The sequence below is a fragment of the Streptomyces boninensis genome, assembly GCF_048572725.1.
Classification (GTDB): Bacteria; Actinomycetota; Actinomycetes; order Streptomycetales; family Streptomycetaceae; genus Streptomyces; species Streptomyces boninensis.
In genome coordinates, this window is record NZ_CP183837.1 from 8,588,737 (window position 1) to 8,613,655 (window position 24,919).

The window sequence follows — 24,919 nt, forward strand, 5'->3', positions numbered from 1 at the left end:
ACGAATTCCCGTACGGCGTTCGAGATATCGGACCACGTCGTGACCGCCAAGCGCGCGGGCGCTCAGCGGTCACGCCGCAAAGTCAGGCAGCGACGCCCTGGGCGAGAAGATCGGAGATGGCGTCGACCGTACGGAGGGTGGGTACCGGGACGCCGGTGATGCCGGCCAGCTCGATCACGGCCGCCAGCAGCACATCGAGCTCGAGGGGCTTGCCCTTCTCCAGGTCCTGGAGAGTGGAGGTGCGGTGGTCGCCGACGCGTTCCGCGCCCGCGAGCCGGCGCTCGATGGAGATGTCGGGGCGGCAGCCGAGGGCGGCCGCGACCTCGAGGGTCTCGGTCATCATCAGCTCGATGACGCCGCGGGTGGAGTCGTGCAGGCACATCTGGCGCATGGTGGCGCGGGTGAGGGCGCTGATCGGGTTGAAGGAGATGTTGCCGAGCAGCTTGATCCAGATGTCGTTGCGGAGGTCCGGCTCGACCGGGCACTTCAGCCCGCCCTGCTGCATCGCCGCGCTGAACTCCAGGCAGCGGGCGGAGAGCGAGCGGTCCGGCTCGCCGATCGAGAAGCGGGTGCCTTCGAGGTGGCGTACGACGCCCGGGCCTTCGAGCTCGGTGGCCGCGTAGACCACGCATCCGATCGCGCGCTCGGGCGGGAGTACGGCGCTGACCTCGCCGCCCGGGTCGACGCTCTCGATGCGGGTGCCGTCGTGCGGGCCGCCGTGGCCGTGGAAGTACCACCAGGGGATGCCGTTCTGCGCGGCGATCACCGAGGTGTGCCGGCCGAGGAGCGGCTCGACCAGGGGGCCGCAGGCCGCGTACGAATTGGCCTTCAGGCCGAGGAAGACGTGGTCGACCGGGCCGATCTCCTTCGGCTGGTCGGTCGCGGGGACGGGTGCGGTCCAGTCGCCGCGGGGGCTCAGGACCCGTACGCCGTGCTGCCGCATCGCCGCCAAGTGGGGACCGCGGGCCAGGAGATGGACGTCGGCGCCCGCGCGGTGCAGGGCGGCCCCGACGTAGGCGCCGATCGCTCCGGCGCCGACAACTGCGACTTTCATGGTGGCTCTCCGATCGGTTGAGGGCTTACCGAGGGGATGAGAGGGAAGGCGACAGTGTGTCGACAATATATTGTCTACAGTATGTCGAGGGCCTGTTCAAGAGGGCCTGACCTCCTTACAGTTGCGGAACATGTCCCTCCCCCTCGCCCCACCCGGGTGGAGTCGCTGGCTGGTCCCGCCGGCCGCGCTGTCTGTGCACCTGTCCATCGGCCAGGCCTATGCCTGGAGCGTCTTCAAGCCCCCGCTCGAGGCCGCCCTCGACCTCTCCGGCACCCAGAGCGCCCTGCCCTTCCAGCTCGGCATCGTGATGCTCGGCCTCTCCGCGGCCTTCGGCGGCACGCTCGTGGAACGAAGAGGCCCGCGCTGGGCGATGTCCGTGGCGCTGTGCTGCTTCTCCTCCGGCTTCCTGCTCGCCGCGCTCGGCGCCTGGACCGAGCAGTACTGGCTGATCGTCTTCGGCTACGGCTTCGTCGGCGGCATCGGACTCGGCATCGGCTATATCTCGCCGGTGTCGACGCTCATCAAGTGGTTCCCCGACCGGCCGGGGATGGCGACCGGCATCGCGATCATGGGCTTTGGGGGCGGGGCGCTGATCGCCTCGCCGTGGTCGGCGCAGATGCTGGATTCGTTCGGGGCGGACAGCGGGGGGATTGCGGCGGCGTTCCTGGTGCATGGGCTCACGTATGCGGTGTTCATGTCGCTGGGGGTGCTGCTGGTGCGGGTGCCGCGGCCGGGCGGACAGGCCGCGCCGACGGCCACCGCCGAGCCGGCCGTTCCCGCCGGTCCGCAGGTCTCCGCCAACGCCGCCGTACGCACCCCGCAGTTCTGGTTCCTGTGGATCGTCCTGTGCATGAACGTGACCGCGGGCATCGGCATCCTGGAGAAGGCCGCCCCGATGATCACGGACTTCTTCGCGGACACCTCCACCCCGGTCTCCGCCTCCGCCGCGGCCGGCTTCGTGGCGCTGCTCTCCGCGGCCAATATGGCGGGCCGGATCGGCTGGTCCTCGACGTCCGACCTGATCGGCCGCAAGAACGTCTACCGGCTGTACCTGGGCGCCGGCGCGCTGATGTATCTGCTGATCGCGGCCTGGGGCAACTCCTCGAAGCCGCTCTTCATCTGCTGCGCCCTGGTGATCCTCTCCTTCTACGGCGGCGGCTTCGCCACCATCCCCGCGTACCTGAAGGACCTCTTCGGCACGTACCAGGTCGGCGCCATCCACGGCCGCCTGCTCACCGCCTGGTCGACGGCGGGGGTACTCGGCCCGCTGATCGTGAACTGGGTGGCCGACTCCCAGAAGGACGCGGGCAAGAGCGGATCGAGCCTGTACGGCCTCTCGCTCGGCATCATGATCGGCCTGCTGCTGGTCGGCTTCGTGGCCAACGAACTGATCCGCCCCGTCCACACCCGCCACCACGTACCCGACCAGCGAAAGGCGCCCGATGACGACATCGCAGCCCGCACCGCATGACCCGCCGACGCGGCGCCGCGGCCTGATCCTCTTCGCCTGGCTGTGGGTCGGGGCGCCGCTCGGGTACGGGGTGTACGAGCTGGTGCAGAAGGCCACGCAGCTGTTCACCGGCTAGGCGAAGCCGTCACCACCGCAGGTGCAGCGCCTCGGGGACGAAGGTGAGCCCCGGTGCCTCACGGGCGCGTTCGTAGTGCGGATACGGATCGCGCTGCCAGGCGTCGAGCGCGGCGAGGCCGGTCATCGTTCCCCCTCCGAGTTCCCCTCCGAGGACGTCCGGCCCCACGCTGCCGTTACCCGCGGCCCGCGGGCAACCGTACAAACCGGACGGCAGTGTGGGGCCGACGCCTTGAGCGGCTCAGAACTTGAAGGGACCCGGGGCTTGTGCCGACGTCGCGTTGCACGTCGCGGTCACGCCGAGCACCGTGACCTCCAGGGACTTGGCTTCCAGGCTGTCGCCCGCGGCGACCGTGCCGTCGAGCGGGCCGGTGGAGACCGGGCTGCCGGAGGGGATCGCCGGGTTGGCGCTGCCGGTGAAGGTGGTTGTGTCGGAGCCGTTCTTGGTGAGGGTGAGGGTGGAGTTGACCGAGTTCGCGCCGATGTCGATCGGCGCCGTGATCGCCGATGTCGAGACCGTGATGGTCGCGGCGGTGCCGTCCTGGGTGGCCGTGAGCGTGGCGGAGCCGGAGCCGTAACTGCCGCAGTCGAAGTCGATGGTGGCTGTGGTGGGTTCGACCGCGACCGCCGTCGGCGCCGTCACCAGGGCGCCGGTGGTGAGCGCGGCGGCGCCCGCGAGGGTGGCTATGGCTGCTCGGCGGGTGCTGCTTCTGTGTTTGGCTTGTGGCCTCATGGCGTCCCGCTTCCTTGTTGGGGGGATTTTCGCGCGGGTTGTCTGACGGTTAGTCAGGTCGGCGCGCTGTTGCTTATTGAGGCACCGGGGTCTTGAAGAGGCAAGAGAGGTCGGGCGATTGGGTTGTCATGTTTCGGCCAAGTTACGGGACGGCTCCTCGGGCCGTGCCGCCCCGGATCCGCGGCTCCGCGCGGCACCTGGGGCAGACTGGCAGCCAGGAGCGACGCGACTACGCGGACGAGGCAGGGAGCATGACGGGCACCGCACAGGCCTTCACCGAGCAGGACTACAGCGACCGGATGGCGCGCGCCGCCCAGGCCGCCCACGACGCCGGCCTCGCCGGGCTGCTGATCACCCCCGGACCCGACATGGTCTGGCTGTGCGGCTACCAGCCGACCGCGATCACCGAGCGCCTCACCCTGCTGGTGCTGTCCGCGGACGCCGAACCCCACCTCATCGTCCCGGCCCTCGAACGCCCCGACGCCGAAGCCGCCCCCGGCGCGGGCGCGCTGCGAATGACCGACTGGAAGGACGGCACCGACCCGTTCGCCACGGCCGCCTGGCTGCTCAGCGCCGGCGGCCGCTACGGCGTCTCCGACAACGCCTGGGCCCTGCACCTGCTCGGCATCCAGCGGACGCTGCCCGGCGGCTCGTACCGCGCGCTGACCGACGCGCTGCCGATGCTGCGGGCGGTGAAGGACGCCGCCGAGGTGACCCGGCTCGCGGCCGCGGGGGAGGCGGCGGACGCCACGTACCGCGACATCCTTGCCCTCCCCTTCGCGGGCCGCAAGGAGACCGACGTGGCCGCCGACCTGGCCCGGCTGCTGCGCGAGCACGGCCACAGCCAGGTCGACTTCACGGTCGTCGGCTCAGGCCCCAACGGCGCCAACCCGCACCACGAGGCGGGGGAGCGGACCATCGCGACCGGCGACATGGTGGTGCTCGACTTCGGCGGGCTCAAGGCCGGTTACGGCTCGGACACCACCCGCACGGTGGCGGTCGGCGAGCCGACCGAGGAGGCGCGGCGGGTCCACGACATCGTACGGACGGCGCAGCAGACGGCCTTCGCGGCGGTACGCCCCGGGGTGGCCTGCCAGGACATCGACCGGGCGGCGCGGGCCGTGATCGAGGACGCCGGGTATGGCGAGTACTTCATCCACCGCACCGGGCACGGCATCGGCGTCACCACGCACGAGCCGCCGTACATGGTGGCGGGGGAGGAGCAGCCCCTGGTGCCGGGGATGTGCTTCTCCATCGAGCCCGGGATCTACCTGCCGGGGCGCTTCGGGGTGCGGATCGAGGACATCGTGACGTGTACGGAGGACGGCGGGCGGCGGCTCAACAACACGCCGCACGAGCTCGCTGTGGTGGGCTGAGCCGTGCGGCGGATTGTGCTGCGGGCGGTTCAGCGGCCGCGCGGCAGCCAGATCGACCAGTCGTAGAACTTGCCGCCGGGGACCGTCTTGGTGGGCGCGGGCTGGGGCTTAGGGGTGGAGCCGCCGGAGTTGGTGGCGGTCGAGTCCTCTTCCGCGGTGCGGTGCTGGTTCGAGTCGGCGTCCTTCTCGTCGTCGGGGGTGGCGGACGCCTTGTTCTTGGTACGCGAGGGCTCGGGGGTCGGGTCCGCCGGCTTCGGCTTCTGCTGGGCGGCGGACGGCGGGGCCGAGGGGGTGGCGGACGGCTGCGTACGGGGCGGCGTGCCGGCGCGCTCGGACGTGCTCGGGCCCTTGTCCTCGAAGAGGTCGGCGATCTGCGGCCCGGGGAAGCTGAACAGCGCCACGGCGGTGAGCGCCGCGCCCACGGCACCGCGGACCAGCCAGCGACGGGGCTCGGGGGCGGCGTCGATCGCGACGATGCCGGCGGTGGCGCGGGAGGGGCGGGGCGAAGTGGGGCGGGACGGCTCAGCGGCGGGTGAGCTTTCGGCGGGTGCGGGGTCGCTCCCTTCCGCGTCTGTCTCTGTCTCTGCCGCTGCCTCTGGTGCCGCCGCTGCCGCCGCCTCCGGCTCGGACTCCTCGCCCTCCGGCTTCCCCCCGGTGACCTCCTCCACATCCGCCCACGCATGATTCACCATGTCGGCCGCGATGCTGCTCCAGCCCACCTCGGTGCGGTCGGGAATCTCCCGTACGCCCTCCCGGTAGTCCGCCATCCAGGACAGCACCGCCCGTACGTACATAGGCGCGTTGTGGAAGCTGCGGATCGCCTGGTGCAGGTCCGCGTCGCGGGTGAGGTCGCGGCCGGGGGCGCAGAGGAAGCGGCCGGCGGTGAGGGCGGCGTCGTGGATGTTCTGCGGGTCGGGCTCCGCGTCGGGGGTGCCGCCCGCTGCCCAGAGCGCCCATACGGCGGTGCTGAGCTGCATCGGACCGACGGTCTCCGCGCCCCGCCGCTCCCCGGTGACCGGCTCAAGCATCGTGCCGTCCGGGTCCACCGCGCCGCCCCAGGCGTGGCCGGACTCGACCATGCCGATGGCGGCCAACAGTTCCCAGGGCAGCCCGCATTCGGGATGCGTCTCGCTCAGGCTCGCGGCGGCAGCCCGGTAGGCAGCCAGCGGCGTCGCCGGTATCGCCGGGCGCTCCGGCTCTTCACCAGCCCCGCCCGTGGACTCCTCGTCATCTCGGCTCATCAGGCGCGTCTCCTCCCGGCGCGGCTCCGTGCCCCTCGCGGCGGCCCCCATTGCGGCCGTGTGGGGCGGGAAGGAATCTCGGCACCAAACGACTGCGGAACGTACCTGGGGCTGCATACGGGGTCAATATGGATGCAGTTGTACGGGCCCTGCCGCGCCGAAAGCTATCACCGAAGTGCGGAAGATGACTCCCGGTGTTTGTCATCTGGTGAGCCTTGCCCGGGGCGGAAACCTTCGCGGGGTCGGCGGCAACTACCTCGTGCCCCCCACCCCCAGCGGAAGGCTTCCGCCATGACCGAGTACCGAGTCCCTGCCCCGCGCCGCCGGCTCCGCCGCCTCCTCCTCGCCGCCGCGACCGCCACCGCCGTAGGCGCCTCCGTCGTCATCCTCGCCCCCGCCTCCGGCGAGGAGTCCAGGGAAGCCGCCGCCGAGTGGAATCCTCCCGCCAATCTCGTGAAGCCGCTCGACGAGGTGTGGACGCACATGGAGGACACCTACACCGACCTCAATGGCTTCAAGAACTACGGCTGGGACCAGCTGATGGCCAATGGCAACGGGACCATCAACTACTGCGTCCGCTGGGAATCCGACACCCCGGTCACCGCCACCCAGCGGGACAATGTGCACGCCTCCCTCGAAAAGCAGTACAACAAGTGGATCGACAAGGTCGCCGGCTTCGACGGATTCCCGTACGAGAAGGTCGAGGTGAATGTCGTCGGCTGGGCCGTCAAGGACCGCAAGACGCTGCAGTGGAGCGACGACTCCGTCGACGTCTACGCCGGTGAGCTCGACTCCGATGGCGCGCCGCAATGCGCGCCCGACTGCGGTCGCTTCTTCCACCAGGACGGCGATTATTCGCAGTGCCCGGGCAAGGAGGAGCGGCACTACGATCAATCGCTGTGGCTCACCGACGACTTCCAGGGTGGCGCGGGCGGCGACTGGGGTCAGCGGATCGGGCGCGGTTACTTCATGGACGCGGTCGCCAAGGATCAGGAAAACATCCACGTGCTGCTGCACGAAATGGGCCACACCTGGGGCCTCGACGACTTCTACGACTGGACCCCCACCGGCGTCGAGGGCTTTCTCATGAAGGCGGGCAGCGCCCAGGAGATCACCGAATTCGACCAGTGGATGCTGCGGGACTTCTGGCGGCACATGAAGAGCCGTTACGACGTGTGAGGGGGAGCCGGCGTGCAACGTATGACCGCAGCAACCGTCACAGCAGCCGCACTCCTCATCGCCCTCCCCACCGCCCAGGCCGACCCCCCACCCCACGCCCCCGGCTGGGCCTCCGCCGCCGGCGGCACCACCGGCGGCGCCGGTGCCGACGACGCGTCCGTCTGGACCGTACGCACCCGCGCCGACCTCGCCCGCGCCCTCGGCAACCACGGCGCCCCCACCTCCCCGAAGCGCATCCGCGTCGAAGGCGACATCGACGGCCACCAGGCCGCCGACGGCACCCACCTCGGCGAGCAGGACTACGCCCCCGGCTACGACCTCGCCCGCTACATGTCCTGCTTCGGCGCGGACGGCGCCGAATGGTCCGACACCCGCCACCCGTACTGCAAGGAGCAGCGCGCCCTCCGCCAGAAGGGCTCAGACGCCGAAAAGCGGCAGGTCCAGCTCACCATCCCCAGCAACACCACCCTCGAAGGCATCGGCAAGGACGCCCGCCTCCTCGGCGTCATGCTGTCCGTCAACACCGGCCGCAACATCATCGTCCGCAACCTCGAAATCGAAGCCCCCGTCGACCACTTCACCACCTGGTCGCCAGGCGACGGCGAGGATGGCAGCTGGAACGCCCGCCTCGACGCGATGTCCCTGGTCACCGGCCGTAACATCTGGATCGACCACTGCACCTTCACCGACGGCCGCTACCCGGACCGCGACGCCCCCGACGGCTTCCACGGCGAGCCCGTGCAGCGCCACGACGGCCTCCTCGACATCGAGGACGGCTCCGACCACGTCACCGTCTCCGACAGCCGCTTCACCGACCACGACAAGGCGCTCCTCATCGGCTCAGGCGACGGCGACTCGGCGAGCGACCGCGGGCACCTGAAGGTCACCTTCCTGCGCAACCTCTTCACCGACATCGTGCAGCGCGCGCCACGTGTCCGTTACGGCCAGGTGCACGCCGTGAACAACGTCTACCGGGGCAGCGGCGCCGAGTACGCCCTCGGCATCGGCCTCGAATCGGCCATCGAGTCCGAGCGCAATGTCTTCGATTACGACGAGGCCACCGACCCCGCCGTGACGACGGCCAACCTCGGCGGCGACCGCTTCAACGACACCGGCTCCTGGTTCAACGGCCGCCACGTCGACCTCAACGCCCTCGCCGCCGCCGAGGCCCCCGGCGACTTCTCCCACGACACCGGCTGGCGGCCCGCCGACGCGTACGACTACGACGCGCTGAAGAGCGCGGCAGCGGTACGGCGCCATGTCCTCGCCCACGCCGGTCCCGACGGGGGCTGAGATTCAAGGGCAACCTCCGCACCCCCGGCGGCGACTGACGGGAAACGCACCGACCTATCTCCCCACAGGAGTGCCCCCCATGCACAGGACCCGCAGACGCACGCTCCACCGCGCGCTGCTCACCACCACGGTCGCCGGCGCCCTCGCCGCCGGCACCCTGGTGGCGCTCCCTGATACGTCCAAGGCCGCGCCCACCGCCCAGGTCGAGGCCCTGGACCGCGGCGCGGTGAGCGTCGCGACCGGCGACGGGAACCTGGTCAGCTGGCGCTGGCTGGCCACCGACCCGGACGACGTCGGCTTCCATGTCTACCGCGACGGCAAGCGCGTCACCGACACGCCGGTCACCAAGTCCACCAACTTCGCCGACAAAGGCGCCGCGGCCGGCGCCGAATACACCATCGCCGCCGTGACGAGCGGCGAGGAGCAGCCGAAGTCCGGGCCCGCCAAGAAGTTCGCCGACGGCCACCTCGACGTGCCCATCACCCCGCCCTCCGGCGGCAGCGGCTATACGTACGAGGCGAACGACGCCTCCATCGGCGACCTGGACGGCGACGGCGACCTCGACTTCGTACTGAAGTGGCAGCCCACCAACGCCAAGGACAACTCCCAGTCCGGCGTCACCGGCAACACGATCGTCGACGGCGTCACGATGGAGGGCAAGCGCCTGTGGCGCATCGACCTGGGCCGCAATATCCGGTCGGGCGCGCACTACACCCAGTTCCAGGTGTACGACTACGACGGCGACGGCCAGGCCGAGGTCGCCATGAAGACCTCCGACGGCACGGTCGACGGGGCGGGCAAAGTCATCGGCAGCGCCTCCGCCGATCACCGCAACTCCGGCGGCTATGTGCTGTCCGGGCCCGAGTTCCTGACCATGTTCAACGGGAAGACCGGCGCGGCGATGGACTCCGTCGACTACGTGCCGGGGCGCGGCAATGTCGCCTCCTGGGGCGACAGCTACGGCAACCGCGTCGACCGCTTCCTCGCGGGTACGGCCTACCTCGACGGCGCCCGCCCCTCCCTGATCATGGCCCGCGGCTACTACACCCGCTCCGTCATCGCCGCCTGGGACTTCCGCGACGGCTCCTTCACCCGCCGCTGGACCTTCGACACCAACTCCTCCACCAACACGGGCAAGGGCTACGACGGCCAGGGCAACCACAGCCTGTCCATCGCGGACGTCGACGCCGACGGCAAGGACGAGATCGTCTACGGCGCCATGGCGGTCGACGACAACGGACACGGCCTGTGGACCACCAAGCTCGGCCACGGCGACGCCGGGCACGTCGGCGACCTGGACCCGTCGCGCGAGGGGCTCGAGTACTTCAAGGTGTCGGAGAACTCGTCCAGCCCCGGCTCCTGGTTCGCCGAGGCCCGTACCGGAAAGATCCTCTGGAAGACGGCCTCCGGCAGCGACAACGGCCGCGGCGTCAGCGGCGACGTGGACGCGTCCTCGCCGGGCGCCGAATCCTGGTCGGCCGCCGACTCGACGCTCCGCACGCCCTCCGGCGCCTCGGCCGGCCGGGAGCCGTCCAGCATCAACTTCCTGAACTGGTGGGACGGCGACCCGACCCGCGAGCTCCTGGACGGCACCCGGATCGACAAATACGGGAAGGACGGCGACCAGCGCCTGCTCAGCGGCGCGGGCGTGGCCGGCAACAACGGCACCAAGTCCACCCCGGCGCTCTCCGGCGACATCCTCGGCGACTGGCGCGAGGAGGTGGTGTGGCGTACGTCCGACAGCAAGGCGCTGCGGATCTACTCCACCCCGTACGAGACCGACCGCCGCATCACCACCCTGCTGCACGACCCGATGTACCGGACGGCGCTGACCTGGCAGAACACCGCCTACAACCAGCCGCCGCACCCGAGCTTCTACATCGGCGCGGGGATGAAGGCCGCGCCGCGGCCGTCGGTGAGCACGCCCTGACCCGGCTTCCCCTTTTCCCCGTACGCCCCCACCCTCTCAACCCACCCCCCACCGAGAGGCACTCCGTCATGAGCCGCACCGCACGTCCCCGCGCCAGACACCGCAGACCCCGCTCCCTGCTCCTCGCCGTCTGCACGGCGCTGGCCGCCGCGACCGGCACCGCCGTCATCGTCAACGACGGTGACGGCGCGCAGGCCGCCGAGCGGGTCGACAACCCGTATGCGGGTGCAAAGGTCTACGTCAATCCCGACTGGTCGAAGAAGGCCGCCGCCGAGCCCGGCGGCGACAAGATCGCCAAGCAGCCCACCGGCGTCTGGATGGACCGGACCGCCGCCATCGAGGGCACGGCGGACGCGATGGGCCTGCGCGAGCACCTCGATACGGCACTGGAGCAGGGCGCGGACGTCGTCCAGGTGGTGATCTACAACCTCCCCGGCCGCGACTGCGCGGCGCTGGCGTCCAACGGCGAGCTCGGGCCGACCGAGATCGCGAAGTACAAGAGCGACTACATCGACCCGATCGCCAAGATCATGGCCGACGAGAAGTACGCGAAGCTGCGCATCGTCAACACGGTCGAGATCGACTCGCTGCCCAACCTCGTCACCAACACCGGCGGCCGCCCCACCGCGACCCCGGAGTGCGACGTGATGAAGGCCAACGGCAACTACGTGAAGGGTGTCGGCTACGCGCTCAACAAGCTCGGGGCCGTGCCGAACGTCTACAACTACGTCGATGCGGGCCACCACGGCTGGATCGGCTGGGACGACAACTTCAACGCGTCCGCCGAGGTGCTGCACGAGGCCGCCACCGCCGAGGGCAGCACGGTCGACAACGTCGCCGGCTTCATCACCAACACCGCCAACTACAGCGCCCTGAAGGAGGACAACTTCGCGATCGACGACACGGTCGGCGGCAAGTCCGTACGCGAGTCGAAGTGGGTCGACTACAACCGCTACACCGACGAGCTCTCCTTCGCCCAGGCCTTCCGCAAGCAGCTCGTCTCGGCCGGCTTCAACTCCGACGTCGGCATGCTGATCGACACCTCCCGCAACGGCTGGGGCGGCGCCGACCGGCCCACCGGGCCCGGCCCCGAGACGGACGTGAACGCGTACGTCGACGGCGGTCGCTACGACCGCCGTATTCACCTCGGCAACTGGTGCAACCAGTCGGGCGCCGGCCTCGGCGAGCGCCCGCAGGCCGCCCCCGAGGCGGGGATCGACGCGTACGTGTGGATCAAGCCGCCGGGGGAGTCGGACGGGTCGAGCAAGGAGATCGACAACGACGAGGGCAAGGGCTTCGACCGCATGTGTGACCCGACCTACGAGGGCAATGTGCGCAACGGCAACAACCCCTCGGGCGCGCTGAAGGACGCGCCGATTTCCGGGAAGTGGTTCCCGGCGCAGTTCCAGGAGCTGCTGAAGAACGCCCACCCGGCGCTGTAGCGGGTGGACTGAAGGTGCCCCGGCCGCCTTTGCCGACGGGCGGCCGGGGCACCTCATTGCATTGACGCGATCACGGGCTCGGTCTAGGTTCCTGTTCGAAGTCACGATCGAAGTCCGAAATACCGAACAAGCTGGAGTGATGACCGGCGTCGCCGTCAACCGCGTCGTGCACCACGGCGGCCCCTGGCCCGCCACCACCAGCGCCGCGCACACCTCGGTCGGGACCGAGTCGGTGCGCCGCTTCCAGGTCCCCGTCGTCTTCCAGGACGTTCCGCGCGAACTGCTGCCGACGCCGCTCGGCGGCTAGTCCCCGCCTCCGAAAGGATCACGCATGAGCCGCCACGAAGCACCGCTGAACCGCCGCACGGTCGTCAAAGGCGCCCTCGCCGCGGGCGCCCTGACGGCGGCCTACGGAGCGGCCGGCGCGGCCACCGCGCACGCCGCCGAGCCGGTCGCCGCCGCCCGCCCGTACCGCAACCCGCTGGTCCTGAACCGCGCCGACCCGCACATCCACCGCCACACCGACGGCCGCTACTACTTCACCGCCACCGCCCCCGAGTACGACCGGATCATCCTGCGCCGCTCCCGTACGATCCAGGGCCTGGCCACGGCGGACGAGGCCGTCATCTGGCGCAAGCACGCCACCGGCGCCATGGGCGCGCACATCTGGGCGCCTGAGCTGCATCACATCGACGGCAAGTGGTACGTCTACTTCGCCGCCGCCCCGGCCGAGGACGTCTGGGCGATACGGATCTGGGTGCTGGAGAACGCGAGCGCCGACCCGTTCAAGGGCACCTGGACCGAGAAGGGCCAGCTGGTCACCGCCTGGGAGACCTTCGCGCTCGACGCCACCACCTTCACCCACCGCGGCGACCGCTATCTCTCCTGGGCGCAGCACGAGCCGGGCATGGACAACAACACCGGCGTCTTCCTGTCGAAGATGGCGAACCCGTGGACCCTGAAGGGCCCGCAGATCCGGCTGACGACCCCCGAGTACGACTGGGAGCGGATCGGCTTCAAGGTCAACGAGGGCCCATCGGTGATCGCCCGCAACGGCCGCCTCTTCATGACCTACTCGGCAAGCGCCACCGACCACAACTACTGCATGGGCCTCCTCACCGCGGCCGCCGACAGCGACCTGATGGACCCGGCGTCGTGGTCGAAGTCCCCGCGCCCGGTCTTCACCAGCAGCGAGAAGAACAGCCAGTACGGCCCGGGCCACAACTCCTTCACCATCGCCGAGGACGGCCGCACCGACGTCCTCGTCTACCACGCCCGCCAGTACAAGGACATCGTCGGCGACCCCCTCGACGACCCCAACCGCCACACCCGCGTCCAGCCCCTCCGCTGGAAGCCGGACGGCACCCCGGACTTCGGGGTGCCGGTGGCCGACAGCCGCTGACCGCTGAGCCGAGGCGTCCTCAGGAGGCCGGCAGGACCGTCTTGCCGCTCAGCCGTCCGGCGCCGGCATCCTCGTGGACGTCGGGCAGCTCGGCGATGGGGCGGCGGGCGGCGACGTGGAGGCGCAGCTTGCCGGCGTCCACCTTGGCGACCAGCTCGGCCAGTTGGGTTCCGTCGCTGCGCACCCACAGGTTCGCGCTGCGCACTCCCCGGGCGGAGTCCTCGGGAATCGGGCCCGCGGTGCTGGCGGCGACCCCGCCGTCGGCGACATACGGCGTCAGCAGCGCGAGCTCCTCCGGAGAGCAGCGCACATGGTTGACCACGACCTGGAACGGGCCACCCACCGCGGTCGGCCCCGCCGCCAGGCCGAGCGGGCCGACGACCCGCGCCGCGCCGTAACCGCGAAGCCGGTCGGCGTGCTCGGGCGCGTCCACCGCGGTCACCTGCGCCCCCGCGTCCACGGCGAGCTGCACCACGAGGCTACCCACCGCGCCCCCTGCCCCGTTGACCAGCACGGACTGACCGGGCTTCAGCTCGGCGAGCTCGAATGCCGTCTGCCACGCCGCCAGCCCGGTCAGCGGCAGCGCCGCGGCGTCGACCAGTTCGGTCGTACGGGGGGCCGGAGCCAGGGATTCCGCCTGCACGAGTACGTACTCGGCGGCGCCGCCGGCGGATTCGAGGGGGAGCATGGCCACCACCCGGTCGCCCGCCCGGTAGCCGGTCACGCCCGCGCCGGTCTCGGTCACGGTGCCCGCGAGGTCGATCCCCGGAACGTACGGAAGGGTGATCGGGATCATTTCGGCCAGGACTCCGGCGCGGATGTGATCGTCGACCGGGTTGAACGAGGTGGCAGCCACCCGCACCAGCACCTGCCCGGCGCCGGGGACCGGGCGGTCGATGTCCTCGTAGCGCAGCACGTCGCTGCCGCCGAACTCGTGGAAACGCATTGCCTTCATGGCACTTCCTTCAGGATGAGCTACTGCATTGACTTGCCTAGGCAAGTGAAAGGTACGGCACGATGACTTGCCCAGGCAAGTCATCGTGGTTGCCTGGGCAAGTAGGATCTGGCGCATGGAAACCCAGTCACCGTGGCTCGACGACGACCAGCAGGAGCTGTGGCAAGCGCTGCTCACGGTCGTCATCGCCCTCCCCGCCGCCCTGGACCGGCAACTGCAGCGGAGCGCGGGCATCTCCAACTTCGAATACGGGGTGCTGGCCCGGCTCGCCATGGCCGAGGACGCCACCATGCGCCTCAGCGATCTGGCCCGGCTCTGTGACAGCACCCAGCCCCGCCTGTCCAAGCTGATGGACCGCTTCGAGGCCCGCGACTGGGTCGCCCGCCGCCCCGACCCGGGCGACGGCCGCTACACCCTGGCGACCCTGGCCGACGCCGGCCGCCGCAAACTCACCGAGAGCGCGCCGGACCACGTCGCCCAGGTGAAGAAGCTCGTCTTCGACCCGCTCACCCCGACGCAGCGCCGCCACCTCGGAGTCGCGCTCACGCGGGTGGCGGCCACCGTACGAGAGGAACTCGAGGGCAGCTGAGGGCCCGCGGGGCGTCGTCGGTGGCGGGTTCGTGGTCTATCGGGCGGGGGTGGTCGGCCCGTAGCCTCCCCCTACCGCAACTCTCCCCCCACGACCCCCACAAGGAGTCCCGATGCTGCTCAGTCGCACGCGTACGCTCCTGGCCACCGCCACCACCGTGGCCGGCCTGACCGTGGTGCTGACGATGCCCTCCGGCGCAGCCGCTCCCCGTCCCGCCGCCGAGGCGCCCGACATTCCCGTGGCCAGTGTGAAGGCCCACCTCTCCGAGCTGCAGTCCATAGCGAGCGCCAACGGCGGCAACCGCGCCCACGGCCGCGCCGGCTACAAGGCCTCTCTCGACTACGTGAAGGGCAAGCTGGACGCCGCCGGATTCACCACCTCCATCCAGGAGTTCACGGCCGGCGGCGGCACCGGCTACAACCTCATAGCCGACTGGCCGGGCGGCGATGAGAACCAGGTCCTGATGGCCGGCGCGCACCTCGACTCGGTCGGCTCGGGCCCCGGCATCAACGACAACGGCTCCGGCTCAGCCGCCATCCTGGAGACCGCCCTCGCGGTCGCGAGCGCCGACCTGAAGCCCGCCAAGCACCTGCGCTTCGCCTGGTGGGGCGCGGAGGAGCTGGGCATGGTCGGCTCGGACCACTACGTGGGCGAACTCTCCGGCGCCGACCGCGACAAGATCTCCGGCTATCTGAACTTCGACATGATCGGCTCCCCGAACCCGGGCTATTTCGTCTACGACGACGACCCGGCCCTGGAGAAGGTCTTCAAGGACTACTTCACCGGCATCGACGTCCCGACCGAGATCGAGACCGAGGGCGACGGCCGCTCCGACCACGCCTCCTTCAAGGCCGCGGGAATCCCGGTCGGCGGCCTGTTCACGGGCGCGGAAACCAGCAAGACCGCCGCCCAGGCCGAGGCATGGGGCGGCACCGCGGGGGAGGCCTTCGACCCCTGCTATCACTCGTCGTGCGACACGACATCGAACATCAACGACACGGGACTTGACCGCAACAGCGACGCCATCGCCCACGCGATCTGGACCCTGAGCAGCTAAGCGGCCTCAGGTCTCCATCTCCGCCGGATCCCACGACAGCAGCCGCACCTGCGCGACCGTACGCACATGGTCGCGCATGGCCGCGGCTGCCTCGTCGGGATCGGCGGCGCGGATCGCGTCCAGGATGCGCTGGTGCTGGCCGAGCGACCGGTCAGGGCGGCCCGGCTGCCGCAGCGACTCATTGCGGCTTTCCGCGATCTGCGCCGAGATCTCCCGCATGAACTCCGCCAGCAGCGCGCTCCGCGCCGCCGCCGTCACCGCGGTGTGGAACAACCGGTCGCCCTCCACGCCGTGCGCACCATCGCCGATCTCGGCGCGCATCGTCGCCAGCGCATGCTCCATCGCTGCCAGGTCATCGTCCGTACGCCGCCGCGCCGCGAGGTCCGCGAGCTTTGACTCCAGGGCCTCCCGCGCGTCCAGTACGTCGGGCAGCACCTGGCGGCGGCGCACCAGCGTGGCCACCGGCTCGGCCTCAAGGGTGTCCCGCAGCAGATACACCCCGCCGCCATGCCGCGCCTCGACCAGCCCCTGCACCTCCAGGACCACCACGGCCTGCTTCACCGACGCCCGGCTGACCCCCAGCCGCTGCGCCAGCTCGCGCTCCGCCGGCAGCCGGTCACCGGCGTGCAGCCCGGACTCCAGGGCGTACGCGCGGATCCGCTCCAGCACCTGCTCGTGCAGGCGCGGGCGGGGGAGGGGACGCAGGGAGTCGTTGTCGGACACTGCGGCTGGCGTCCTCTCTGGTCGGCGGCTGACCTGCGGTTGAGCCTAACAGCGGGGCATCCGGAGGCAGTTGTTCTGCGCCATGTATTGACGCGTTCCCGCCAGCGGTGGAAAGTGGCTCAGCCACTCGTCCAATTCTAGTCGCGGCGGCCGACGACGGGAGCCCCTCGTGTCCGCAGAAATGATCTCGATCCTCGTGCTGGTGGCGGTGTTCGTCATCGCTACCACCCGCTCCATCAACATGGGCGCGCTGTCCTTCGCCGCCGCTTTCGGCGTCGGCACGCTGGCCGCCGACCTCGATGCGGACGGGGTGTTCAAAGGCTTCCCCGGCGACCTTTTCGTCGTGCTCGCCGGGGTCACCTACCTGTTCGCCATCGCCCGCGCCAATGGCACCACCGACTGGCTGGTGCACGCCTCCGTACGCCTCGTCCGCGGCCGGGTGGCGCTGATCCCGTGGGTGATGTTCGCGGTCACCGGCGCGCTCACCGCCATCGGCGCGGTCAGCCCCGGCGCGGTCGCGATCGTCGCGCCGCTCGCCCTCGGCTTCGCCGCGCAGTACGGCATCAGCCCGCTGCTGATGGGCATCATGGTCGTCCACGGCGCCCAGGCCGGCGGCTTCTCCCCGACCAGCGTGTACGGCTCCACGGTCAACAGCATCGTCGACCGCGAGCACCTCCCCGGCAACGAGGGCATGCTCTTCCTCGCCAGCCTGGTCGTGAACACGGTCATCGCGGGGATCGTGTACGTGGTGATCACCCGCCGCACCCGCTCCGGGACAGCGGGCGCCCGCGAGCGCGAGAAGGTCGCGGTGGGCGGCGCCGGATCCGTAACAAGCACGGGAGACGCGGGAGATGGCGGCAGCGCCATGCCCGAGGCCCCGCGCCTCGACCCGCCCCGCATCGCCACCCTCGTCGGCCTGATCGCCCTGGTCACCGGCGCCCTCGTCTGGGACCTCGACGTCGGCCTGACCGCCATCACCATCGCCGTCATCCTGGGCGCGATCTGGCCGGACACCTCCAAGGCGGCCGTCTCCGAGATCTCCTGGTCCACGGTCTTCCTGATCTGCGGCGTGCTCACCTACGTCGCCGTGCTCGACGAGATGGGCACCATCGAGTGGGCAGGCGAAGCGGTCAGCGACATCGGCATCCCGCTCCTCGCCGCCCTCCTCCTCTGCTACATCGGCGCGATCGTCTCCGCCTTCGCCTCCTCCGTCGGCATCATGGGCGCGCTGATCCCCCTCGCCGTGCCCTTCCTGGCCGCGGGCGACGTCGGCGCGGTCGGGATGATCGCGGCGCTAGCGGTGTCTGCGACGGTGGTCGACGTGAGCCCCTTCTCCACCAACGGTGCCCTGGTCCTCGCGAACGCCGAGGACGTGGACCGCGACCGCTTCTTCCGCCAGCTGATGATCTACGGCGGCGTGGTGGTCGTCCTGGCCCCCGCTGTGGTGTGGCTCGCTTTCGTAGTCCCCGGCTGGGGCTGACACGAATGCGCTCCGCTGAGGTGCCGCGGGAATGGAATCCTGTGGGCTCCGCCCCCAGACCCCCGGGTGCCGCCCCTGCACGACGACCGAGGAGTTCTCTTACGTGAACGCGATTCTCCCCGCCCTCCAGGCCGCGGGCCCGCGCACCGCCCTCCGCTTCGGCGACACCACCCTCACCTACGCCGAACTGGCCGCTGCGGCGGCCGCCGTGGCGCACCGGCTCGACGGCGTGCGCCGGGTGGCGGTGTGGGCCACGCCGACGCCCAGGACGGCGGTCGCGGTGACGGGCGCGCTGCTCGCCGGGGTGGCCGCCGTGCCCCTCAACCCGCGCATCGGCGAACGCGAGCTGGCGCACATCCTCGCCGACAGCGAGCCCGGGCTCGTACTGGCCGCGGACGGCGACGACCTGCCGGGCCCGCTCGCCGCCCTGCCCCGCCACGACGTGTCCCTGCACGCCGAGCCCGCGGAGGCGCCACCCGAGCCCGCCGACCCGGAAACCCCGGCCCTGATCGTCTATACATCCGGCACCACAGGCCCGCCCAAGGGCGTCGTCCTGCCCCGCCGCGCCCTCGCCGCCAACCTCGACGACCTGGCGGGCATGTGGTCCTGGACCGAAGCCGACACGGTCGTCCACGCCCTCCCGCTCTTCCACGTCCACGGCCTGATCCTCGGCGTCCTCGGCCCACTGCGCCGCGGCGGCACCGTCCACCACGTAGGCCGCTTCAACCCCCGCGCGATCGCGGCGGCGCTCGCCGCCGGCGGCACGATGCTTTTCGGCGTGCCGACGATGTACCACCGCCTGGCCGAGGAGCTCCCGAACGACCCCGACCTGGCCAAGTCCCTGACGGACGCCCGCCTCCTGGTCTCCGGCTCGGCCGCGCTCCCGCTGCACGACCACCGCCGGATCACCGCGGCCACCGGGCGCCATGTCATCGAGCGCTACGGCATGACCGAGACCCTCATGAACACCAGCGTCCTGCCCGGCGACACGGGCGCGGCAGGCACGGTCGGGGTCCCGCTCCCATCCGTCGAGGCCCGCCTCGCCAAGGACGAAGAGGCCGACGAAGCAGGCGAGATCGAGGTCCGCGGCCCGCACCTCTTCACCGGCTACCTCAACCGCCCGGACGCCACCGCCGCCGCCTTCCGCGACGGCTGGTTCCGCACCGGCGACATGGCCGTACGGGACGAGGCGGGCCGCTTCCGCATCGTCGGCCGCCGCGCCACCGACCTGATCAAGTCCGGCGGCTACAAGATCGGCGCGGGCGAGATCGAGAACGCCCTCCTCGAACACCCCGCCGTAGCCGAGGCCGCGGTCACCGGCGAACCGGACGACGACCTCGGCGAACGCATCGTGGCCTGGGTCGTCCCGGCGGGCGAACCCCCCACCACCGAGGAACTCGCGGACCACGTGGCCCGCCAACTCGCCCCCCACAAACGCCCCCGCAAGGTCCACTTCCTCGACACCCTGCCCCGTAACGACATGGGCAAGGTCATGAAGCGGGCCCTGCATGGCTGACCACCCCACCGCCCGCGACCTGATCGCCGCCGTCGCCGAGGACTTCACGGAACACACCGTCCCGGCCGCACCCCAGCCCCCCGACGGCCCCCTCGCCTGGACCGGCTACGACGCCCAGCGCGCCCGCGCGACGGAGCGCACCGGCGAGACCGAATCGGTGGTCTGCGGCACCGCGCGCATCGGCGGCGTACGGACCACCCTCATCGCCTTCGAGTTCGGCTTCCTGGGCGGCTCGCTGGGGGAGCGAACGGGCAACCGCCTCGAAGCCGCCTTCACCCACGCCCGCGAGCGGCACACCCCGGTCGTCTCCCTCATCGCCACGGGCGGCAGCCGCATGCAAGAGGGCATGCGCGCCCTGATCCAACTCCGCCGCATCGCCGAACAGTCCGCCCGCACCCGCGCCGCCGGCCTCCCCCAACTGGCGGTGGCATTCGACCCGACGACAGGCGGCGGCTGGGCGACCCTGGGCGCCGGCGCAGACATCACCCTGGCCGTACCGGGCGCCCAGATCGGCTTCGCCGGCTCCCGCGTCCGCCCCCGCGACACGGACCCGACCGCGTACACGGCCGAGGACCAGCACGCCCACGGCCACGTGGACGAGATCGTCCCCGAGGCCGACCTCCCGGAGACACTGGGCCACTGGCTGAGCCTGCTGACCAACCCAAGCCGGGAACCCGCCCAACCTCCCCACGCACTCCCCGCAGGCCGCCCGCCGGAACCCCGGCCCCGGCCCACCACCGGCTGGGACGCGGTGGCCCGCGCCCGTGCCGAGGACCGTCCGCGCGCGCACGCGTACCTGGACACATACTTCACCCACCGCACGACGATCACCAGCGGCACCACCGACGGCGTCACCTGCGGCTTCGGCCACCACCCCACCCAGGGCACCATCGCGTACGCGGCCCAGCTGGGAACCCCCACCCGCCCGGAGGGCTACCGCACCATCGCCCGCCTCCTCCGCCTGGCCGCCCGGCTCCAGATCCCGGCCCTCACCCTCGTAGACACCCCCGGCGCAGCAAACGACGCCGAAGCCGAGCGCCAGGGCGCCGGCCCCGCCATCGCCGACGTCTTCGCCGCCGTAGCCGAATCCCCCGTCCCGATCACCACCCTCGTGATCGGCGAAGGCGGTTCGGGCGGCGCCCTCGCCCTCACCGCCCCCGGCCGCACCTGGCTCGCCTCGGACAGCTACTTCTCCGTCATCGCGCCCGAGCTGGCGACCGCCATCCTGAAGCGCCCACCCTCCGCCACCGAAGCCACCGCCAACGACCTCCACCTCCGCCCGCAGGACATCGTCGAACTCGGCTTGGCGGAAGGCGTGATCGGCGACTGACCGAAGCCTCGCGTGACCCACGTCACACCGGCCCATCGTCACAAAGATCGCCCGCCCGGCATCTCCATGTTCGTAATCACCGGCACCACACAGTGAGGACGAACCCATGGCCCCTCGTATCAACCTCCCCGCCAGCCCGCTCGGCGCCAAGGTCAGCCGGCACTTCTACGCCGCCAGCCTCGCGCTCATGCAGGGAACCACCCTCCCGAAGGCCACCCAGGACCTGGTCATGCTCCGCGCCAGTCAGCTCAACGGCTGCGGCTACTGCACCGACATGCACAGCAAGGACCTCGCCCACAGCGGCGAGCCGTCCGTACGCATCAACCTCGTCGCCGCCTGGCGCGAGTCCACCGTCTTCACCGACGCCGAGCGCGCCGCGCTGGAGCTGACCGAGCAGGGCACCCGCATAGCCGACGGTGCGGGCGGCGTCACCGACGAGGCGTGGGAGAACGCCGCCAAGCATTACGACGAGGAGGAGCTGGCCGCGCTGACCTTGATCATCTCCCTGATCAACGCCGCCAACCGGATGGGCGTGATCACGCGCATGCCAGGCGGCGACTACCAGCCGGGGCAGGCGGGTTGAACTCGCAACCCACCGCTGCCCCGCCTCCAGCTGGGCCTGCTGAACCTTGCTGCTGACCGGCTGACACGGCCGACCGGGGCAGCAGCCCGGGCCCCGCCCGCTCAGCCCTCCAGCACCGTCAGATCCAGCCGCGCCACCCGCTCCGGATCGGACAGGATGTTCACCTCCCGCACCTTCCCGTCCGCGACCGTGAAGCTCACCACCGACCACGGCCGCCCGTTCAGCACGCTGACCAGCCCCGCAGCCCCATTCACCAGCGCCGGCCGCACATGCGCCGCCACCCGCTGGAAGGTCAGCGCGCCACCGGCGACAGCCTGCGCGCCGACGATCCGGGTCAGCCCGCCCGTACGGGACGGCCCGCGGTCGGCGCGCAGCACGACATCCGGGTCGAGGACGGACACCAGCGCCTCGAAGTCCCCCTCCCGCGCGGCGGCCAGGAAGGCATCCACCACCTCCCGCTGCTTGCCCAGGTCAGGCTCGGGCTCCGGCACGGAGCCCTGCACCCGCCGCCGCGCCCGACTCGCAAGCTGCCGCGCGGCAGCGGGATTGCGGCCGACGATCGGCGCGATCTCGTCGTACGGCACCGCGAACATGTCATGCAGCACGAACGCCAGCCGCTCGGCAGGGGTGAGCGACTCCAGCACCACGAGCAGCGCGAGGCCGACCGAGTCGGCGATCAGGACCTCCTGCTCGGGGTCCATGCCGTCCGCCGGAGCGGGCGTCACGACCGGATCGGGGAGCCGGGAGACCTCCAGCGGATCCTCGCGGCGGGAGGCCCGCGAGCGCAGCATGTCCAGGCTGACCCGCCCGACGACGGTGGTCAGCCAGCCGCCGAGGTTGCGCACCTCGCTGGTGTCCGCCCGGCTGAGCCGCAGCCATGCCTCCTGCACGGCGTCCTCCGCCTCGGCGAGCGACCCCAGCATCCGGTACGCGACCGCGCGCAGCTGCCCGCGGTGCGCCTCGAACTGCTCCGCCAGAAAGTCTTCGTCGATCCTGCCGTTGTCTTCCATGCCTACCTGACGGATCTGAGCTCCACGATGTGACGCGTGCCGGCCCTGATGTCCTTCTCGCAGAACGGCGGCGTCACCCACCGGCCGCGCGAGTACAGCCGCGTCTGATCCGCATAGTGCGGCGAGGCGGCGTTCGAGGACTGCGAGTACGTGAGCAGCGTGCGCGCCTGCGGGCAGCGGGAGCCGTCCCAGCCGACCGCCTGGATGTAGCTGGAGCCCGTCGAGACGTCGGTGTAGCCGCCGCCGGCCGCGTTCCAGACCGGCTCGGTCTTGTTCCACACGCCGAGCCCCTCCGTGCCGCCGGGGATCGGCAGCCGCTTTCCGCCGCGCTTCACGTACTGGTGCTTGCCCAGCGGCGCGTCCAGCGCGATCCCGGCGTCCTTCAGCTCCGCCACCGCGTCGGCGAGCGCGACGGCCACGCCGGGCGCGGCGGTGTTGAGGGTGTGGGGCGTACGGACCGGGGACGCCGCATCGAACGGCACCTTCCACAGCTGCCCGGCCGGCACCCCGGCCTCGGCCTTGCGCCAGAAGCGGTCGAAGAGCAGCGCGCCGCGGCTGGAGCTGCGCATCGTACGGTCCCAGTCGTGCAGCACCCCGCACGCGCCGGACACGTCCACCGCACGCCCGCCGGTCCCGGTCGCGGTGCCGCCGGGCAGCCCGGCACAGAACTTCGCGAGATCCTCGGCGGCGAGCTCGCCGGCGGGCACCCTGTTCCCGGTCCCGAACTGCTGTTTCTGCAGGTCGGACACCTTCAGCCCGCCCTTGCCTGCCATCGCCGACACATCCTCGACCGCCCCACGCGTGCGCATCGACCGCTCGGTGCCGAGGTCGCCGAAGATCCGCTCGTAGCCGGTGACGGGGGTGTCGGCATTGGCGAGCCAGGCCGAGTCGTTGGAATTTTCCGCGTACGGAGCATCGGTCAGCGTCGGCATCCGGGACGGGCCGAAGATGCCCGGCTGCACCGCGTCGTCGTCCTTGCCCAGGGCGCAGTCCGTACGGGAGCCGTCCAGGATCGCGAGGCCCGCGACGGGGTAGGTGAGCTTGCCGAGCGGGGTGGAGCAGCGCTCGGCGAGGTCGTTGGTGATGCGGGGGAGGACCTGGTTCTGGGTGAAGAGGGTGTGGCCGCTCGCGTCGGCGGCGATGGTGTTCACCCAGGGGAGGCCCTGGGTGTCGGCGAGGGCTTTCTTGATGCCCGCGATGGAGCGGGCCTTGCTGAAGCCGAGACCGGTGGCGGTGGCGCGGAGGTTCGACGCGTTGGGGTCGTTCAGCGCGTACGCCGTCGTCGCGGTCCACGGGAGGTCGATCCGGCCGCCGAGCGACGTGGTGACGGGCCCGTAACGCGTCCACCACTGCGTTTTGGTGACCTTGCCCTGCTTGGTCTCCACCGTCACCGGGCGGGGCCACATCCGCTCCGGCTTGCCGTCCACGAGGTACGCCTTCGGGTCGGCCGGGTCGAGCTTCAGCTCGTGGAGGTTGGCCGGGACGCCGGTGGCGACCGTGTGGCTCCAGGCGATGCGGTCGTTGTGGCCGATGGAGATCGTGGGGGAGCCGAGGAGCGAGCTGCCGGCGGCGTTGAGCTTGCCCGGGATGGTCTGCTGCGACTGCCAGAAGCGGCGGCCGCCGGCCCACGGGTAGTGCGGGTTGCCGAGCAGCAGGCCGCGGCCGTTCGCGGTGGTCTTGCCGCTGAACGCGACGGCGTTGGAGCCCATCGCGGCGTCGGAGCGGTCGAAGAGGTTACGGGCGGCGCGGGCGGTGGCCTTGGGGTCTGCGGACTTCTTACGGAGGGACTTGGCCGCCGTCGACCCAGGTGGCGCCGCCGCCGTGATGCCGTCGACGCTCATCCCCTGCCCGCCGAGGACGGCGAGCGCGTACGCCCGCGACGCCACGTCGAGCTCGGTGACGGGGCGGACCCAGGCGGCGCCCTTGCACGCCGGGTCGGTGACCTTGTGCCGCTTCAGCCACGTGTTGTAGCCCGCCGTCCAGCCGCGGGTCAGCTCCTTGATCTCGCGCGGCGGACCCTCCGGCGGCTTCACGTCCAGCAGCCGCTCGACCGTGCCGGAGTCCCGGATCCCGCGGAAGTACAGGTCGCTGCTCAGGTTGGTGGACGCGTCCGACAGCGCGTCGTCGGTACGGCCGTCGGCGCCGAAGTAGCGCGAGCGCTCCCCGCGTAGCGTCACGAACCCGTCGGCCAGGGTGCAGACCATGTCCTGCGCCTGCGCGTATCCGGTGCCGAAGCCGAGGCCCGCGTAGTCCTTCGCCTTGATGTGCGGGATGCCGTAGGCCGTGTACCGGATCTCGGCGGAGAGACCCCCGCCGCGTTCCGCCTGCGCCTGCGCCGCCGCGGGCGGGAGGCCCGCGGCGCCGGTGAGCATAGCCAGTCCGATGAGGGCATATTTCCTGGTACGCGCGCGGAAGGACACCGTGGGCCTCCAACTCAGCGG

22 protein-coding genes are annotated in these 24,919 nt (G+C 71.2%); 15 read left to right on the forward strand and 7 right to left on the reverse strand.

The genetic code is table 11. The features are described from left to right. Nucleotides 1–82: 82 nt before the first annotated feature. Nucleotides 83–1,054, reverse strand: a complete 972-nt coding sequence (locus ACNNMR_RS38650) for a 2-dehydropantoate 2-reductase (RefSeq protein WP_419999388.1) — start codon at nucleotides 1,052–1,054, stop codon at nucleotides 83–85. Nucleotides 1,055–1,184: 130 nt separating this feature from the next. Between ACNNMR_RS38650 and ACNNMR_RS38655 the strand changes: the two genes are divergently transcribed. Both ACNNMR_RS38655 and ACNNMR_RS38660 read left to right on the forward strand, forming a co-directional pair. Then, complete coding sequence (locus tag ACNNMR_RS38655; protein ID WP_419999389.1) at nucleotides 1,185–2,525, forward strand: OFA family MFS transporter; 1,341 nt, start codon at nucleotides 1,185–1,187, stop codon at nucleotides 2,523–2,525. Next, nucleotides 2,497–2,640 (forward strand): MFS transporter small subunit, encoded by a 144-nt coding sequence (locus ACNNMR_RS38660; protein ID WP_419999390.1) that lies wholly within the window; start codon nucleotides 2,497–2,499, stop codon nucleotides 2,638–2,640. Before ACNNMR_RS38655 ends, ACNNMR_RS38660 begins: the two co-directional genes overlap by 29 nt. Nucleotides 2,641–2,880: 240 nt before the next feature. On the opposite strand, the gene ACNNMR_RS38665 is transcribed toward ACNNMR_RS38660, so the two are convergent. Next, nucleotides 2,881–3,372 (reverse strand): hypothetical protein, encoded by a 492-nt coding sequence (locus tag ACNNMR_RS38665; protein WP_419999391.1) that lies wholly within the window; start codon nucleotides 3,370–3,372, stop codon nucleotides 2,881–2,883. Between the two features lie 251 nt (nucleotides 3,373–3,623). Between ACNNMR_RS38665 and ACNNMR_RS38670 the strand changes: the two genes are divergently transcribed. Next, the gene (locus ACNNMR_RS38670) at nucleotides 3,624–4,748 is read left to right on the forward strand and encodes a M24 family metallopeptidase (RefSeq protein ID WP_419999392.1); all 1,125 of its coding nucleotides are present in this window, start codon (nucleotides 3,624–3,626) and stop codon (nucleotides 4,746–4,748) included. Between the two features lie 29 nt (nucleotides 4,749–4,777). On the opposite strand, the gene ACNNMR_RS38675 is transcribed toward ACNNMR_RS38670, so the two are convergent. Next, on the reverse strand, nucleotides 4,778–5,989 hold the full coding sequence (locus ACNNMR_RS38675; RefSeq protein ID WP_419999393.1) for a hypothetical protein: 1,212 nt from the start codon (nucleotides 5,987–5,989) through the stop codon (nucleotides 4,778–4,780). A gap of 291 nt (nucleotides 5,990–6,280) precedes the next feature. Between ACNNMR_RS38675 and ACNNMR_RS38680 the strand changes: the two genes are divergently transcribed. From ACNNMR_RS38680 to ACNNMR_RS38705, 6 genes are all read left to right on the forward strand, one after another. Beyond that, entirely contained in the window at nucleotides 6,281–7,168 is an 888-nt protein-coding gene (locus tag ACNNMR_RS38680; protein WP_419999394.1) for a hypothetical protein, read from the forward strand. A gap of 21 nt (nucleotides 7,169–7,189) precedes the next feature. Beyond that, nucleotides 7,190–8,461, forward strand: coding sequence for a pectate lyase family protein (locus tag ACNNMR_RS38685; RefSeq protein WP_419999395.1), 1,272 nt, complete (start codon nucleotides 7,190–7,192; stop codon nucleotides 8,459–8,461). A gap of 79 nt (nucleotides 8,462–8,540) precedes the next feature. Then, nucleotides 8,541–10,391 carry a rhamnogalacturonan lyase gene (locus ACNNMR_RS38690; protein ID WP_419999396.1) on the forward strand — a complete coding sequence of 617 codons (1,851 nt, stop codon included), beginning with the start codon at nucleotides 8,541–8,543 and terminating at the stop codon, nucleotides 10,389–10,391. A gap of 68 nt (nucleotides 10,392–10,459) precedes the next feature. Beyond that, on the forward strand, nucleotides 10,460–11,833 hold the full coding sequence (locus ACNNMR_RS38695; protein WP_419999397.1) for a glycoside hydrolase family 6 protein: 1,374 nt from the start codon (nucleotides 10,460–10,462) through the stop codon (nucleotides 11,831–11,833). A gap of 139 nt (nucleotides 11,834–11,972) precedes the next feature. After that, nucleotides 11,973–12,140: a hypothetical protein gene (locus ACNNMR_RS38700; RefSeq protein WP_419999398.1), complete on the forward strand. Its 168-nt coding sequence runs from the start codon at nucleotides 11,973–11,975 to the stop codon at nucleotides 12,138–12,140. Between the two features lie 24 nt (nucleotides 12,141–12,164). Continuing rightward, nucleotides 12,165–13,235 (forward strand): family 43 glycosylhydrolase, encoded by a 1,071-nt coding sequence (locus ACNNMR_RS38705; protein ID WP_419999399.1) that lies wholly within the window; start codon nucleotides 12,165–12,167, stop codon nucleotides 13,233–13,235. A gap of 19 nt (nucleotides 13,236–13,254) precedes the next feature. Here ACNNMR_RS38705 and ACNNMR_RS38710 read toward each other — a convergent pair whose 3' ends face one another. Beyond that, nucleotides 13,255–14,190: an NADP-dependent oxidoreductase gene (locus ACNNMR_RS38710; RefSeq protein ID WP_419999400.1), complete on the reverse strand. Its 936-nt coding sequence runs from the start codon at nucleotides 14,188–14,190 to the stop codon at nucleotides 13,255–13,257. Nucleotides 14,191–14,305: 115 nt separating this feature from the next. Here ACNNMR_RS38710 and ACNNMR_RS38715 point away from each other — a divergent pair, with 115 nt between their 5' ends. Beyond that, nucleotides 14,306–14,779, forward strand: coding sequence for a MarR family winged helix-turn-helix transcriptional regulator (locus ACNNMR_RS38715; protein WP_419999401.1), 474 nt, complete (start codon nucleotides 14,306–14,308; stop codon nucleotides 14,777–14,779). Nucleotides 14,780–14,891: 112 nt separating this feature from the next. Then, nucleotides 14,892–15,836, forward strand: coding sequence for a M28 family metallopeptidase (locus ACNNMR_RS38720; protein ID WP_419999402.1), 945 nt, complete (start codon nucleotides 14,892–14,894; stop codon nucleotides 15,834–15,836). Nucleotides 15,837–15,842: 6 nt separating this feature from the next. On the opposite strand, the gene ACNNMR_RS38725 is transcribed toward ACNNMR_RS38720, so the two are convergent. After that, complete coding sequence (locus ACNNMR_RS38725) at nucleotides 15,843–16,559, reverse strand: FadR/GntR family transcriptional regulator (RefSeq protein WP_419999403.1); 717 nt, start codon at nucleotides 16,557–16,559, stop codon at nucleotides 15,843–15,845. 169 nt (nucleotides 16,560–16,728) lie between these two features. Between ACNNMR_RS38725 and ACNNMR_RS38730 the strand changes: the two genes are divergently transcribed. From ACNNMR_RS38730 to ACNNMR_RS38745, 4 genes are all read left to right on the forward strand, one after another. Beyond that, the gene (locus ACNNMR_RS38730) at nucleotides 16,729–18,039 is read left to right on the forward strand and encodes an SLC13 family permease (protein WP_419999404.1); all 1,311 of its coding nucleotides are present in this window, start codon (nucleotides 16,729–16,731) and stop codon (nucleotides 18,037–18,039) included. A gap of 103 nt (nucleotides 18,040–18,142) precedes the next feature. Beyond that, nucleotides 18,143–19,555, forward strand: a complete 1,413-nt coding sequence (locus ACNNMR_RS38735) for an acyl-CoA synthetase (protein ID WP_419999405.1) — start codon at nucleotides 18,143–18,145, stop codon at nucleotides 19,553–19,555. Beyond that, the gene (locus ACNNMR_RS38740; RefSeq protein WP_419999406.1) at nucleotides 19,548–20,885 is read left to right on the forward strand and encodes a carboxyl transferase domain-containing protein; all 1,338 of its coding nucleotides are present in this window, start codon (nucleotides 19,548–19,550) and stop codon (nucleotides 20,883–20,885) included. Before ACNNMR_RS38735 ends, ACNNMR_RS38740 begins: the two co-directional genes overlap by 8 nt. Before the next feature lie 106 nt (nucleotides 20,886–20,991). Further along, nucleotides 20,992–21,468: a carboxymuconolactone decarboxylase family protein gene (locus tag ACNNMR_RS38745; RefSeq protein ID WP_419999407.1), complete on the forward strand. Its 477-nt coding sequence runs from the start codon at nucleotides 20,992–20,994 to the stop codon at nucleotides 21,466–21,468. Between the two features lie 101 nt (nucleotides 21,469–21,569). On the opposite strand, the gene sigJ is transcribed toward ACNNMR_RS38745, so the two are convergent. Beyond that, nucleotides 21,570–22,478 carry an RNA polymerase sigma factor SigJ gene (gene sigJ / locus ACNNMR_RS38750; RefSeq protein ID WP_419999408.1) on the reverse strand — a complete coding sequence of 303 codons (909 nt, stop codon included), beginning with the start codon at nucleotides 22,476–22,478 and terminating at the stop codon, nucleotides 21,570–21,572. A gap of 2 nt (nucleotides 22,479–22,480) precedes the next feature. Then, a complete protein-coding gene (locus tag ACNNMR_RS38755) occupies nucleotides 22,481–24,898 on the reverse strand; it encodes a penicillin acylase family protein (protein WP_419999409.1) in 2,418 nt (805 codons plus the stop codon). Between the last annotated feature and the right edge of the window lie 21 nt (nucleotides 24,899–24,919).

What these genes read in the sequence shown, in the direction of transcription:
- ACNNMR_RS38675 (WP_419999393.1), bottom strand. Translation starts at nt 5,989, where the DNA reads ATGAGCCGAGATGACGAGGAGTCCACGGGCGGGGCTGGTGAAGAGCCG.
- ACNNMR_RS38705 (WP_419999399.1), top strand. Translation starts at nt 12,165, where the DNA reads ATGAGCCGCCACGAAGCACCGCTGAACCGCCGCACGGTCGTCAAAGGC.
- ACNNMR_RS38665 (WP_419999391.1), bottom strand. Translation starts at nt 3,372, where the DNA reads ATGAGGCCACAAGCCAAACACAGAAGCAGCACCCGCCGAGCAGCCATA.
- sigJ (WP_419999408.1), bottom strand. Translation starts at nt 22,478, where the DNA reads ATGGAAGACAACGGCAGGATCGACGAAGACTTTCTGGCGGAGCAGTTC.
- ACNNMR_RS38695 (WP_419999397.1), top strand. Translation starts at nt 10,460, where the DNA reads ATGAGCCGCACCGCACGTCCCCGCGCCAGACACCGCAGACCCCGCTCC.
- ACNNMR_RS38690 (WP_419999396.1), top strand. Translation starts at nt 8,541, where the DNA reads ATGCACAGGACCCGCAGACGCACGCTCCACCGCGCGCTGCTCACCACC.
- ACNNMR_RS38655 (WP_419999389.1), top strand. Translation starts at nt 1,185, where the DNA reads ATGTCCCTCCCCCTCGCCCCACCCGGGTGGAGTCGCTGGCTGGTCCCG.
- ACNNMR_RS38745 (WP_419999407.1), top strand. Translation starts at nt 20,992, where the DNA reads ATGGCCCCTCGTATCAACCTCCCCGCCAGCCCGCTCGGCGCCAAGGTC.
- ACNNMR_RS38720 (WP_419999402.1), top strand. Translation starts at nt 14,892, where the DNA reads ATGCTGCTCAGTCGCACGCGTACGCTCCTGGCCACCGCCACCACCGTG.
- ACNNMR_RS38680 (WP_419999394.1), top strand. Translation starts at nt 6,281, where the DNA reads ATGACCGAGTACCGAGTCCCTGCCCCGCGCCGCCGGCTCCGCCGCCTC.
- ACNNMR_RS38685 (WP_419999395.1), top strand. Translation starts at nt 7,190, where the DNA reads ATGACCGCAGCAACCGTCACAGCAGCCGCACTCCTCATCGCCCTCCCC.
- ACNNMR_RS38660 (WP_419999390.1), top strand. Translation starts at nt 2,497, where the DNA reads ATGACGACATCGCAGCCCGCACCGCATGACCCGCCGACGCGGCGCCGC.
- ACNNMR_RS38650 (WP_419999388.1), bottom strand. Translation starts at nt 1,054, where the DNA reads ATGAAAGTCGCAGTTGTCGGCGCCGGAGCGATCGGCGCCTACGTCGGG.
- ACNNMR_RS38710 (WP_419999400.1), bottom strand. Translation starts at nt 14,190, where the DNA reads ATGAAGGCAATGCGTTTCCACGAGTTCGGCGGCAGCGACGTGCTGCGC.
- ACNNMR_RS38700 (WP_419999398.1), top strand. Translation starts at nt 11,973, where the DNA reads ATGACCGGCGTCGCCGTCAACCGCGTCGTGCACCACGGCGGCCCCTGG.
- ACNNMR_RS38670 (WP_419999392.1), top strand. Translation starts at nt 3,624, where the DNA reads ATGACGGGCACCGCACAGGCCTTCACCGAGCAGGACTACAGCGACCGG.
- ACNNMR_RS38715 (WP_419999401.1), top strand. Translation starts at nt 14,306, where the DNA reads ATGGAAACCCAGTCACCGTGGCTCGACGACGACCAGCAGGAGCTGTGG.
- ACNNMR_RS38740 (WP_419999406.1), top strand. Translation starts at nt 19,548, where the DNA reads ATGGCTGACCACCCCACCGCCCGCGACCTGATCGCCGCCGTCGCCGAG.